Origin of the sequence: Microbacterium oxydans (assembly GCF_000956405.1) — a bacterium.
Lineage (GTDB): Bacteria > Actinomycetota > Actinomycetes > Actinomycetales > Microbacteriaceae > Microbacterium > Microbacterium oxydans_C.
The window spans coordinates 62114-74437 of the sequence record NZ_JYIV01000025.1; the positions used below are offsets into that span (position 1 = coordinate 62114).

General features: G+C 69.9%; 15 protein-coding genes. 10 read left to right on the forward strand and 5 right to left on the reverse strand.

Annotated features, from left to right (window positions below):
- Window positions 1-60: 60 nt before the first annotated feature.
- The 5 genes from RN51_RS09045 to RN51_RS09065 all read right to left on the reverse strand — a co-directional run bounded on the left by RN51_RS09045 (window position 61) and on the right by RN51_RS09065 (window position 3940).
- A complete protein-coding gene (locus tag RN51_RS09045) occupies window positions 61-357 on the reverse strand; it encodes a hypothetical protein (protein ID WP_045263720.1) in 297 nt (98 codons plus the stop codon).
- Window positions 354-740 carry a flagellar export chaperone FliS gene (gene fliS, locus RN51_RS09050; protein ID WP_045263721.1) on the reverse strand — a complete coding sequence of 129 codons (387 nt, stop codon included), beginning with the start codon at window positions 738-740 and terminating at the stop codon, window positions 354-356. Before fliS ends, RN51_RS09045 begins: the two co-directional genes overlap by 4 nt.
- A 2-nt stretch (window positions 741-742) precedes the next feature.
- A complete protein-coding gene (gene fliD, locus RN51_RS09055) occupies window positions 743-2131 on the reverse strand; it encodes a flagellar filament capping protein FliD (RefSeq protein ID WP_045263722.1) in 1389 nt (462 codons plus the stop codon).
- A 69-nt stretch (window positions 2132-2200) separates the two neighbouring features.
- Window positions 2201-3031: a flagellin gene (locus RN51_RS09060; RefSeq protein WP_045263723.1), complete on the reverse strand. Its 831-nt coding sequence runs from the start codon at window positions 3029-3031 to the stop codon at window positions 2201-2203.
- Window positions 3032-3139: 108 nt separating this feature from the next.
- Entirely contained in the window at window positions 3140-3940 is an 801-nt protein-coding gene (locus tag RN51_RS09065; RefSeq protein ID WP_045263724.1) for a sigma-70 family RNA polymerase sigma factor, read from the reverse strand.
- A gap of 196 nt (window positions 3941-4136) precedes the next feature.
- Here RN51_RS09065 and flgN point away from each other — a divergent pair, with 196 nt between their 5' ends.
- Genes flgN through RN51_RS09115 form a run of 10 tightly spaced genes read left to right on the forward strand, consistent with a single transcriptional unit; the run spans window position 4137 to window position 12324 of the window.
- Window positions 4137-4619 (forward strand): flagellar export chaperone FlgN, encoded by a 483-nt coding sequence (flgN, locus tag RN51_RS09070; protein WP_045263725.1) that lies wholly within the window; start codon window positions 4137-4139, stop codon window positions 4617-4619.
- A gap of 13 nt (window positions 4620-4632) precedes the next feature.
- Window positions 4633-6042 carry a flagellar hook-associated protein FlgK gene (gene flgK, locus RN51_RS09075; RefSeq protein ID WP_045263726.1) on the forward strand — a complete coding sequence of 470 codons (1410 nt, stop codon included), beginning with the start codon at window positions 4633-4635 and terminating at the stop codon, window positions 6040-6042.
- Between the two features lie 13 nt (window positions 6043-6055).
- Window positions 6056-6937 (forward strand): flagellar hook-associated protein FlgL, encoded by an 882-nt coding sequence (gene flgL, locus RN51_RS09080; protein WP_045263727.1) that lies wholly within the window; start codon window positions 6056-6058, stop codon window positions 6935-6937.
- Window positions 6934-7305: a flagellar assembly protein FliW gene (locus RN51_RS09085; protein WP_045263728.1), complete on the forward strand. Its 372-nt coding sequence runs from the start codon at window positions 6934-6936 to the stop codon at window positions 7303-7305. The genes flgL and RN51_RS09085 overlap by 4 nt, the downstream gene beginning before the upstream one ends.
- A gap of 55 nt (window positions 7306-7360) precedes the next feature.
- Entirely contained in the window at window positions 7361-8005 is a 645-nt protein-coding gene (tsaB, locus tag RN51_RS09090) for a tRNA (adenosine(37)-N6)-threonylcarbamoyltransferase complex dimerization subunit type 1 TsaB (protein ID WP_045263729.1), read from the forward strand.
- Window positions 8002-8490: a ribosomal protein S18-alanine N-acetyltransferase gene (gene rimI, locus RN51_RS09095; RefSeq protein ID WP_045263730.1), complete on the forward strand. Its 489-nt coding sequence runs from the start codon at window positions 8002-8004 to the stop codon at window positions 8488-8490. Before tsaB ends, rimI begins: the two co-directional genes overlap by 4 nt.
- Window positions 8487-9563 (forward strand): tRNA (adenosine(37)-N6)-threonylcarbamoyltransferase complex transferase subunit TsaD, encoded by a 1077-nt coding sequence (tsaD, locus tag RN51_RS09100; RefSeq protein ID WP_045263731.1) that lies wholly within the window; start codon window positions 8487-8489, stop codon window positions 9561-9563. Before rimI ends, tsaD begins: the two co-directional genes overlap by 4 nt.
- A complete protein-coding gene (locus RN51_RS09105) occupies window positions 9560-10048 on the forward strand; it encodes a hypothetical protein (RefSeq protein ID WP_045263732.1) in 489 nt (162 codons plus the stop codon). Before tsaD ends, RN51_RS09105 begins: the two co-directional genes overlap by 4 nt.
- A 4-nt stretch (window positions 10049-10052) precedes the next feature.
- Window positions 10053-11153 carry a hypothetical protein gene (locus RN51_RS09110; protein WP_045263733.1) on the forward strand — a complete coding sequence of 367 codons (1101 nt, stop codon included), beginning with the start codon at window positions 10053-10055 and terminating at the stop codon, window positions 11151-11153.
- Complete coding sequence (locus tag RN51_RS09115) at window positions 11137-12324, forward strand: hypothetical protein (protein WP_156149152.1); 1188 nt, start codon at window positions 11137-11139, stop codon at window positions 12322-12324. The genes RN51_RS09110 and RN51_RS09115 overlap by 17 nt, the downstream gene beginning before the upstream one ends.

Consider the following 12324-nt stretch of genomic DNA (forward strand, 5'->3'; position numbering starts at 1 on the left):
GAGCCATCCGTGCTCTCCCTGCTCTATCGGCAGGGTTCTGCGCTCCGTTAGGGAGCGATCTCACCCATCGACGTCGAGGTAGGCGGGCTCCTCCGGACGACGGGTGCCCGGCACGCGGCTCACCGCGCCGAGATGCCGGCGCGAGCCCTCGAGATCGGAGCGGGCACGGTCCATCGCGGCCCGCTGGAGGTCGATCACCCGTCTGGCGCGGTCCGCGAGCGCAGGGGGAAGCGGCGTGCTCGGCGGCATCCACGGAGCGAGATCGGTGTCGGCGGCGTTCCCCGGCGCGGCGGCGAGGATCTGCTCGGCCTCCTGCTCGAGTCTGTCGAGGAGCGCGGTCCACTCGTCCAGGGTCACGACCGCGCCTCGGCGACCGTGCGCGCGGCCTCGTGCCAGGCGTCACGCAGCGGGGCGACGATCTCATGGCAGGCGTGCGTGCGCTCGGGGTCGCGGCCGATGTTGGCGCCGATGAGCGTCTGCGACAGGAAGACGTACAGCGAGCGCAGACCGGCGCTGCCGTTCCAGTCGTCCGTGAGCGAGGACGACAGCTCGGAGACGATCGCCTGGGCGTGCTGCAGCTGCGCGTTGGCCTCTGTCCAGTCCTGCGCGCGCTGGGCGATCTCTCCGCGCTCGATGTCGAGCAGGAGACGGTCGTAGAGCATGGTCACCAGTCGCTCGGGCGGAGCCGACAGCACGGCATCGTCACGGTAGCGCTGCTGAGCACGGAGCGCGGCGTTCATGCTCACTTCCCCGAGCTCGAGCTCGAGCCCGGAAGGGCGGCGATCTGCGAGGTGAGGTATGACGACTGCGACTGCAGCTGCGAGAGCATCACCTCGAGGCGTGCGTAGGTGCGCTCGAGGGAGGTCTTGCGCTGCGCGAGACGGACGTCCCAGCGCTCCATCTGCTCGCCGAGCCCCTTCACCTCGCTCTCCTGGCCGGTGATGCGCGTGGTGAGCAGGCCGTCGTACTTGTCGGAGTACACCTTCGCGGTGTCCTGTACCCGCGAGGCGATGTCGGAGAAGAGGCCGGCCACGGCGTCCGGATCCTTCGCGAGGGCTTCGGCGAACTTCTCCTCGTCGAAGCTCATCACGCCGTACATGTCGCTCGAGATGCCGATCGACGACGGGGAGACGCCGTTCACAGGGTGTTGCACCGCATCGGCCAGGGCCGTGCGCAGGGTTCGGACCGCGCTGTCGCCGGTGAAGACGCCGAGGGTGGTCTTGTCTCCCTGCTTGGCGGCGATGGTCGCCTTCGAGCCGTTGTCGATGCGGGTCAGGATGTCCTTGACGGCGGCGATGAATTCCGCCGAGGCCTTGGTGCGGGCGGCGGTGTCGACCGCGACGCCGATGGTGACGGGCACGGTCGAGGCCGCAGACACGGTCACGTCCACCCCGTCGAACAGGTCGGTGAAGGTGTTGCTCGACGAGGTCAGCACCTGCTCAGCGCTCGTGCCGGCCCACAGGCGCACCTGGGCATCGGCACCGACGTCGATGACGGCTGCTCCTGCTTCGGTGGAGATGTCGGAGGCAGTGCCGGCCGCGACCGCAGCGGTGTCACCGCGAAAAGCACGGAACTGTCCGGCTTCTCCCGAATCCGCCGCGCGCAGCTGCAGGCGGTGCATCGGGTTGCCGTCGGCGTCGCGTCCGGCGGGGACCGCCGTCGCGACGATGCCGAAGCCCGCTTCGTTGACCGCCCTCGCGACGTCCTGCATCGACGTGGATTCGGCGGTGACCTGCACGCGCTCGCCCTTGGCGTTCTCGAGCGTGATCACGGGGGGATCGACGGGCCATCCGGCGGAGGCGGCCGACACGATGGTGTGGCTCTTGGCGACCTTGTCGACGACGATGTCGGCGGAGAGGGGAGCGGCACCGGTGCGGGTGGCGACGGTGACGGTGGGGGACGACGACGAGGTGGTGAAGCGGGCGAGCCCGTCGCGGGTCGCCGCCTTCTCCGCCGCTGTGGCGAGGTTCTGCACCGCCGTGTTCAGGGTGCGCAGCTGGGCGACGACACCGTTCTTGTCATCCATCTTCGCCTTGAGCAGCGAACGGGGGATGGAGGCGACATCCATCAGCGCCTTGATGACCTCGGTGGTCTTCAGGCCGGAGACGAGGCCGTCGAGCGAGAGGGACATGGTCGCCTTTCCGGTTGGGGAGCGGACAGGGTCCGGACGCCGGTGGGCGTCCGGACCCTATGACGTGGTTCAGCGCAGGAGCTGGAGCACGCCCTGGTTGGCCTGGTTGGCCTGTGCCAGCATCGCCGTACCTGCCTGGGACAGGATGTTCTTCGACGTGAACTTGACCATCTCGGACGCCATGTCGGTGTCGCGGATACGGCTCTCGGCGGCGGAGAGGTTCTCTGCCGACACGTTGAGGCTGTTGATGGTCGACTCGAAGCGGTTCTGCAGCGCACCGTAGCCGGCGCGTGCGGTCGAGACCGCCTGGATCTGCGTGTCGATACCCGCCAGCGCGGCACCGTACGTCGCGGCGTCCGTCATGGTCCCCGCGAGCGTCTTGATGTCGGCACCGAGGGTCGCGAAGTCGGTCAGGGCGACCGAGATCTGGTCCTCGGCGGCGACGGAGCCCGCACCGACCTGGAACGTCAGCGTGTTGCCGCCCGAGAGCAGCTTGATGCCGTTGAAGTTCGTGCTGCCGGCGATCCGGGTGAGCTCATCACCGAGGGTGTTGATCTCCTTCTGGATCGCGTCGCGCGACTTCGTGTTGTTCGAGTCGTTCGCACCCTGAGCGGTCAGGTCGCGAACGCGCTGCAGGATCGAGTGGACCTCGGTCAGGGCGCCTTCCGCGGTCTGGATGACCGAGATGCCGTCCTGGGCGTTGCGTGCCGCGACGTTCAGGCCGTTGACCTGCGAACGCAGGCCCTCGGAGATCGCGAGGCCTGCAGCGTCGTCAGCCGCGCGGTTGATGCGGAAGCCGCTGGACAGCTTCTCGAGCGACTTCGACAGGTCGTTCTGCGTGTTGGACAGGTTGCGGTAGGCGTTGAGTGCCGACACGTTCGTGCTGATCTGCATACCCATAAGGGTTCTCCTCCGTGAATGGTGTTGTGCGGGGGACCATCCGTGGTCTCCCGGTCACACCTATCGGCGGAGGTTCGCCGTGCGTTAGCAGGGCAGGTCGGAGACAGTTCAGGCGGTCGCCGATTCCCGGAAGACGCCGGCGATCCGGGACCCCGCCGCGTCCGCGATCCGGGTGAAGTAGGCATCGCGGGCACCGGGCGAGACCCGTGTCGTCGTCGCCGGTGCCGACCCCTCGGCGTAGTACCGGTCCAGGGCGTCGCGCAGCAGCCGGATCGCCTCCGAGCGCTGCTGGGACACCGCGGAGTGCGTCACGCCCAGCTCTTCGGCGATCTCCTTGACGGGGCGCTCGTCGAAGTAGACCGCCTGCACGATCCGGCGCATGCGCTCCGGCAGGGCCAGGACCGCATGTTCGAGCACCTCGCGCCGTTCGCCCACCAGCGCCGATTCCTCGGGGAGGGGGATGTCGGCGGCGACGTCACGGGCGGCGGGGTCGTCGAGAGTGGTCAGCATCCTGGCGGCATCGCCGAGGGCTTCGATCACGACCTCTTTCGCGACGCCCATCGCGGTGGCGACCTCGGAGACCGTGGCCGTGCGGCCCAGCCCGGCGGTCAGCGCCTCGCGAACGGCGACCGTCTCCTTGATGCGTTTGCGGATGCCGCGGGAGGCCCAGTCCATCGAGCGCATCTCATCGGCGAAGGCACCGAGGATACGTCGGCGGGCGTAGGCCCCGAAAGGCACTCCGAGCTCGGGATCGAACGCTTCCGCAGCGGTCACGAGCGCGAGCGCTCCGACGGCCGCGAGCTCGTCACGGGGGATGTGGGTGGCGCGGGCATGGGTCTCGGCGGCGAGGTATCCGACCAGGGGGAGGTTGCTCTCGATGAGCAGATTGCGCTCAGCGCGCGACGACATGGGGGATGATCCACCTCTCTGGATGCACTCCAAAAGATCCAAGGAGATGAACAGATGCACATATCACACGATTTATGATTTGTACATGGGGAGAACTATCCACCGCCGTTCCACATAGTAACGTTAGGCGGACGCTGGCCGATAGTGACGTTTGGCCGCGTTGTCAGGCGGGGCGATCACTGGGGAAAAGGGGATCATGGGAGCCAACGAACTATCGATACAGCTGTGGCGGGAGCGCGAGCTGCTCGAGATGCTCCTGTTCAAGCTCGACGAGCAGCAGCTGCTGCTCGCCGCCGGGCGATCCCAGTGGATCCAGTTCGCCGCACGGGAGATCGATCAGGTGCTCGACCGCCTGCGCGGCGCGAGCCTCGCCCGCACCGTCGAGGTCGCGACCGTCGCCGAGGAGTGGGGAGCTCCTGAGGCGTCGACGATCCGCGAGCTGATCGAGCACGCGCCGGAAGGCGCATGGCAGGAGGTCTTCGCCGACCATCTGCGCGCGCTCTCGAAGCTCGCCGCCGAGGTCGAGCAGCTGCGCGACGCGAACGCCGAGCAGCTCAGCGGAGTGCTCCGCGCGACCCAGGAGACGATCGCCGCGCTCGGACACGACACGGGCGAGTACACGACCAAGGGTGACCGCGCACGCGACGACGCCGCGCGCATCATCGACACCGAGATGTGACCGAGAGGGGATCATGTCGACCTTCAGTGGATTGAACACGGCGGCCAGCGGACTGGCGGCCGCCCGGCGCGGCATGGACGTGGTCGGGCAGAACATCGCCAACCAGAAGACCGAGGGGTACACGCGGCAGCGCGTGACGACCTCGGCGGTCGCCGCCATCGCGCAGACGGGTCGGTTCAGCGTCGGAGCCCTCCCCGGTCACGGCGTGTCGATCGACGGTGTCGCGCGTCTGGGTGACGCACTGCTCGACGCCAGAGTGCGCGACGCACTCGGCGCTTCGGGATACTGGTCCACCAGGGCGGTGGCCGCGACCACGGTCGAGGCGTCGCTGGCCGAGCCCACGGCGAACGGACTAGCCGCCCGGCTGTCGAAGTTCTGGTCCGGCTGGCAGGACCTCGCCAACACCCCGGACTCCGGGGCAGCGGCCTCGAGCATCCTGGAATCGGCGAAGGAGCTCGCCTCCCATATCGCCGGCGGATACCGGAACGTGGCCACCCAGTGGAGCAACGCGCGCGACTCCGCCGACCGCACGGTCTCGCAGGTGAACGCCACCGCCGACCAGATCGCCGTCCTCAACGGAGAGATCCGCGACGCGCTCGCCTCCGGCCGCTCGGCGAACGAGCTCATGGATCAGCGCAGCGTCCTGGCGCAGAACGTGGCCAGGATGTCCGGCGCGGCGGCGACCATCGAGAGCGACGGCACCATGACCGTGCGACTGGGCGGCAACGCGCTCGTATCGGGCTCCGATTCGCGGCACCTGGTGCTGAGCGGGCCCGCGTCGATCGACTCGGGGCAGCGATTCAGTCTCTCGTGGGCATCGGCGCCGGATCTCCCCGTGTCGATCGACGGCGGCGAGCTCGGTGCCTCCCTGTCGGTGCTGGCCCCGGCCTCCGAAGGCGGCATGCTCGCCGGGCTCGCGGCGACGTACGACAAGGTCGCCACGACGCTGGCCGACGCACTGAACGCTCAGCACAGGGCGGGCGTGACCTCCACCGGCCAGGCCGGGGGAGACTTCTTCACCGTGCCGACGACGGGCTCCGCCGCACTCGGCCTGACCGTCGCGGTCGGGTCGGCCTCCGAACTGGCTCTCGCGGCGCCCGGTGCCGGTGCCCTGGATGCGACCAACGCCGACCTGATCTCTCAGATCGGCAGGAGCGTCGGTTCCCCTGACGCCGTCTGGTCCGATCAGGTCACCCGGTTCGGGGTCGCGACCGCGGCCGACGTGCAACGCGCGAAGCTCTCCGACTCCGCAGCGGTCGCCGCTGTCGGAGCTCAGCAGTCGGTCTCGGCGGTCGACGGCGACGAGGAGACCATCAGCCTGCTCACGTACCAGACCGCCTACCAGGCCGCCGCCCGTGTGATGACGGCGGTGGACGAGGCGCTCGACGTCCTGATCAACCGCACCGGCCTCGTCGGACGCTGAGCGAAGGAGCACCGTGATCTCTCGAGTGACGTCATCCGCCATGACGCAGACGGCCATGCGCCAGCTGCAGTCCAACCTCTCCGAGCTGGCGCGTCTGCAGGAGCAGGCGACATCCCAGCGGGCCTTCGCCGCGCCGTCCGACGACCCGGCAGCCGCGGCCACCGCTCTGGCCCTGCACGCCGAGCAGCGCCGCACCGAGCAGTACGCGCGCAACATCGACGACGGCCTCGCCTGGGTCACCGCTGCCGACACGGCCATCACGGCGAGCACGGCCCTGCTCGCGCGCGTCCGTGATCTGACGGCCCAGGGCGCCAACGACGGGGCGCTCGATGCGACGGCCAAGGAGGCGCTCGCGGTCGAGCTCGAAGGCATCCGCAAGGAGATGCTCTCGCAGGCCAACACCCGGCTGCTCGGTCGCTCCGTCTTCGCCGGAACCTCCGACACTGCTGCCTTCGCCGCCGACTACACCCACAGCGGAGTGCCGGGAGCCGAGGTCACCCGTCGAGTGTCCGACGCCGCCTCCGTGCGTGTCGACACCGACGGTGCCGCGGTCTTCGGCACGGGAGACGACTCGGTCTTCGCGCTCGTGGACAAGATCGTGGCCGACCTCCGCTCCGGCACGAACGTCGGGCCGCGACTCGGCGAGATCGACAGCCGACGCACCGCCATGCTCGGAGTGCAGGGCTCGGTGGGAACCAGGCAGTCCCAGATCGAACGCGCCAAGGAGGCGGCAGTGCAGAATTCCGTGTCCCTCGAGTCCCGCAGGACGGCGGTGGAGGACGTCGACTCGATCGAGGTGCTCGTGCGTCTGCAGGCGCAGGAGCTCGTGTACCGTTCGGCGCTCGCCGTCAACGCGCGGGTGCTGCAGCCGTCGCTCATGGACTTCCTCCGATGACCGCCGCACTGACGTTCATCGCCCCTCCTCCGGGACTCGCCCCGCATGTGGACTTCGCTCTCGCTCCTGTCGAGGGCTCCGACGGGCTGTTCTCGCTGCGGGCGGTCGACGATGCGGAACTGCGCCTGTTCCTGGTGGATCCTCGCACGGTGCTGAGCGACTACGCGCCGACTCTGAGCGACGAGCAGGCGGACGGACTCGCCCTCGGCTCTCCCGAGGACGCGCTGGTGCTGGTGGTCGCGCATCCGTCCTCCGAGGGGGTCAGCGTGAACCTCCTCGCCCCCGTGATCGTGAACCAGACGACGGGGGCCGCCGCGCAGGTGATCCTGGAGGACCAGGACTACCCCCTGCGCGCGCCGCTCGGCTGACCCGCACCGCGCCGGTGCACAGCCCTCCTCAGGAGACGGCGGCTAATCTGGAGTCGTGATCCTTGCCGTCGACACCTCCCTGGGCACGGCTGTCGCCCTCATCGATGCCGAAGGGGAGCGACGGGCCGAAGCCGCGGCTGTCGACCCGCTCGGCCATGCGGAGGTCATCGGAGACCTGCTCGTCCGTGTTCTCCGCGAGGGTGGCGACGACCTCGGTGGGGCGGACGACACCGCGATCACGCATGTGGTCGCCGGCATGGGGCCCGGTCCCTTCACCGGGTTGCGCATCGGGATCGCCGCGGCCCGTGCCTTCGCTCTCGGGCGGGGTCTCCCGGTCGTCCCCGTACCCAGCCACCTCGCCGCAGCCCTCACCGCTCTCGACTCCGACGCCGAGACCGCGCCTTTCGCGATCGTGACCGACGCCCGTCGACGCGAGGTCGCCATCACCGTGTTCGACGGCCTCGACGACGACGGCATCCCCGCTGTGGTCGCCGACACCGTGCTCGTGCGAGCGGCCGACGCGGATGCCCACCTCGACGGCATCCGGCGCATCGATGTGTCGACGCTCTCCGCGACGGACCTGGCGCGTGTCGGGGCCAGGGCGCTGGCAGCCGGTCGCACCCTCGCCGGCGAGGAGCCCCTCTACATGCGGCACCCCGATGTGACGCTCCCCGGTGCGCCGAGGAAGGTGGGCACGTGACCCTCCGCGACGCCACCGCAGACGACCTCGACGCGATCATGGCGATCGAGAACCGGTCCTTCCCGACGGACGCCTGGAGCTCGGAGACCATGGCCGCCGAGCTCTCCAGCCCGCACGGCCGCTATCTGGTGGACGAGCACGACGGCGCGGTCATCGGCTACGGCGGGGTGCGTGCCCTTCGCGGCAGTGCCGACGCGGACATCCAGACCATCGCGCTGCTCGCCGAACATCGGGGACACGGGCGAGGACGCAGCCTGTTGCGCGCGTTGCTCGCGGCGGCGGCGGAACGCGGTGCCCGAGAGATCTTCCTCGAAGTCCGGGCCGACAACCCGTCGGCCGAGGGGCTGTACCGCGCCGAGGGCTTCGAGGAGATAGCCCGCAGGCCGCACTACTATCAGCCCGACGACGTCGACGCGATCGTGATGCGACGGCAGCTGCGGCACCAGGCAGTGCCCGGGACGGCGGACGAGGAGGCGAAGGCGTGAGCGAACCGTTGGTTCTCGGCATCGAGACGAGCTGCGACGAGACGGGCATCGGCATCGTGCGAGGGCGCACCCTGCTCTCCAACACCATCGCCTCGAGCATGGACGAGCACGCCCGATACGGCGGCGTCGTGCCCGAGGTCGCCGCGCGGGCGCACCTCGAGGCGCTGCAGCCCTCGATCGACGCCGCGCTCGCCGAAGCGGGGGTGGGCCTCGCAGACCTCGACGCCGTCGCGGTCACGAGCGGGCCCGGGCTCGCCGGCGCGCTGATGGTCGGCGTCGGCGCCGCGAAGGGCCTCGCTGTCTCGATCGACAAGCCCCTGTACGCGGTGAACCACCTGGTAGGGCACATCGCGGCCGACATCCTCACCGCCGATTCCGCGCCGCTCGAGTACCCCACGATCGCCCTGCTGGTCTCGGGTGGACACACGTCCCTGCTGCATGTGCGTGATCTCACCACCGACGTCGAACTGTTGGGGGAGACGATGGACGACGCTGCGGGCGAGGCCTTCGACAAGGTCGCCCGGCTGCTGTCCCTGCCGTATCCCGGAGGGCCGGAGATCGATCGGGCGGCTGCGACCGGCGACCCGCACGCGATCCGGTTCCCCCGCGGACTGTCGCGGGCTTCCGATCTGGCGAAGCACAGGTACGACTTCTCGTTCTCGGGTCTCAAGACGGCGGTCGCCCGCTGGGTCGAGCGCTGCGAGGCCGAGGGGATCGATGTGCCCGTCGCCGACGTCGCCGACGTCGCCGCGAGCTTCCGCGAGGCTGTCGTCGACGTGCTGGTCACCAAGGCCCTCGCCGCGTGCGCCGATCTCGGCGTCCCGCGCCTGCTGCTCGGTGGCGGAGTGATCGCGAACCGGCGGCTGCGCGATGTCGCGCTCGAGCGCGCCGAAGCCGCAGGCGTCACGGTGCGCATTCCCCCGCTCTCGCTGTGCACGGACAACGGGGCGATGATCGCGGCGCTCGCCGCGGAGCTCATCTCGTCCGGACGCCCTCCGTCGACGCTCGCCTTCGGTGCGGATTCGACTCTTCCGGTGACCGAGATCCAGGTCGCGGAGGCGGTGCCGGCATGAAGGACCTCCCTGGCGCGCCCGACGAGCCGTCTGCACTCCCGACGCCGGCGGCTCGCATCGAACGCCCCAGCGACGAGGTGGAGCACCCGGCGGGGACCGCACGTCTCCCCGGTGCCCGCCGCGATGGCTACACGCGGCTGCCGACGGGACCTGTGGGCATCGAACCGGTCGTGGTGACAGGGCCGGACATCGATACCCCGGGCGAGACCGAGTGGGAGCCGTCCACGGGTGCGGTGTCGATCGATGACACGCGACTGGCGCCGTGGGCCCTCATGGCGGCGATCGTCGCGCTCGGAGCGTCGTTCTTCGTCGGCTGGGGCATCCCGGTCGCGGTGGTGGCGGTCATCGCGGCGATCATGTCGCTTCGTCGACCGGTCGAGAACCGCGCGATCGCACGCTGGGCGCTCGTGCTCGGACTCTGCGCGACCGTCTACAGCCTGGGGTGGCTGGTCTGGGCCGGCATGCAGTTCGAGCGGCTCGGCTGACCTGATGCTGGACGCGTCCGAGCTCTCCGAACTGCGCTCGCTGCAGGCGCGGGCATACGGTCGCGACGCGTCGCTCACCGAGGTCGAGACTCTGCGTCTGCACGAGCTGGAGCGGCGCCGGGTCGAGCCGGCCGCCGTGGCCGCGGATCCACCGGTGGACGGTCCGGTCGAGCCCGAGACGGCGGGGACGGGGCAGCGTTCTCGGACGGTGGAAGCTCCGGTTTCGATGGATGACGATTCCACGACGAGCAGCACGGACGCGGACGACCGGCGCAACTCCGGACGATCACCTGCCACCTCATCGCTGCGCACGCGCTGGCTTCCACTCGGAGCTGCCGTCGCGACGCTGGTGCTCGTCGGCATCGGGCTCGGGTGGGCGCTGTTCGGCAGGTCCGGCGCCACAGCTGTGGCGCTGAGCCCGCAGCAGCAGGAATGGCAGAGCGCTCTGGTCGCCGGCGGCGACTACGACCGGGGTTCCCTGCGTGCTCTCGCCGTCGAGGAAGGCGCGGTCATCTGGGTGGCGACCAAGGACGACGCCGAGATCACCTGCCTGCTCGTGGCTACCTCGCCGTCTGCGCTGCCCAGCTGCGAGCGCACCGAAACGGTCGACAGGATAGGACTGTTCGCAGCGGTGACTCTGGAATCGAAGGCGCAGACGCGTCGGGAGCTCAACGTGCAGATGATGTTCACCGCCTCCGGTGAGCCTGCGGTCGCCGCGCACGTGACGGAGTTCGGACCGGGCACCACCAACGGGATGACCTGGGCGAACGTCGACGAAGCGGAGAGGGCCACGCGTATCGCGGAGCAGGGGTTCCAGATCAACTCTCTGTGGATCGTCGGCTATGACGGCGACGTGCCGGTGTGGACCGGAGCGGAGCTCGATGGCGACCAGACCTGCCTGATCTATGACGGCTCCGATGATGCGTTCCCCCGGGTGTGCGCCGATGCGCTCATGATGCAGGAGCAGAGCGCCACCCTCGTGCTGAACGTGGTGGACGAGGCCAGCGGTGAGGTCGTCCGCCTGGAGCTTCCGACCGCCAGCAACGGACGCTCCTCCCTGATGATCACGCGCGGGGGAGGTGCCGACGGTGCCGGCGGAGACTGAGGCCGCCGAGCTGCGGCGGTTGCAGCGCCGCGCCTACGGTCGAGACGGGGTCGTCACCGCGGCGGAGCTCCGTCGATTGCATGAGCTCGAGGATGCGCAGCGGGCAGCGACCGCTGCGGCGACACCGATGCCGCCGAGTCCCGCGCCGGAGGAGCACTCCGCGCGGGAAGAGTCCCCCGGACAGGGGCAGTCCGGAGCCGCGGGCGAGACCTCCGACGAGGAGGAGCCGGGCATCGATCACGACGCCGAGCCGCCCTCCGACGAGGGCATCCCGCGCGCACCGGAGCCCTTCTTCCGCACCCTGCGCCGGCACCCCGTGGCGGTGCCAGTGCTCTCCGCGCTGATGCTGGCGGTCGGGGTGGCCGTCGGTTGGGCGTTGTTCGCGCCCTCCTCCGGGGAGGTCGCACTGACGGCGGCGCAGCAGGAACGCCGCGACGTACTCGCCGCGTCCGACTACGACCCCGGGTCGGTCCGACCCCTCGCACGGGATGCCGACGCACTGGCCTGGTATGCGACCAAGGATGACGCTCGTCTCCGGTGTCTGATCCTCGATGTCGGCGATCAGTCGCAGTCGGACTGTCGTCCGGTCGACGACGTCAGGCGCGATCTGAGCGTGTGGTTCCCTGTCCCTCGCGGAGAGAAGGGCGACGCCGCGCGCGAGCTGGACGGAGTGAGCGCCGGGCTGCTCCTCTCGACGGACGGAGAGCCGATCGTCACCCTGCAGCGTTGGCCGATGTCGTCGTCGACCTCGCAGTTCGCGGGTGCGGAGCGGGCGCGTGCCGAGGAGCTGGCCGATGAGGGGTTCGCCTCCTCCCTCGACATCGCCGGCTCCTTCCGGACCTCGCCGGTGTGGATCGGGGACCGCGTCTCGGATCTGGGCGCTGTCGAGAAGTGCCTCATCGTCGACGCCGTCGGTGTGATGACCTGTGCCGCTCCCACCGCGGCCGTCGACTCCGGCCTTCAGACGCGGGTCGACCGCGTCGACGGCGCGAACGGTGTGCTCCTCGGCACCTCGACTCTCGAGGTGAGGTTCACGAAGTGGCGGACGCCCTACCTGGTCATCACCGAAGCGCCGCCCGGCGAGGGAGGATCCGGTGAGATCGTCAGGGTCGAGGCTCCGCCCGGTGACCCCATCGTGGTCGAACCGCCGGGCGGCGATCGGGACGAGTGA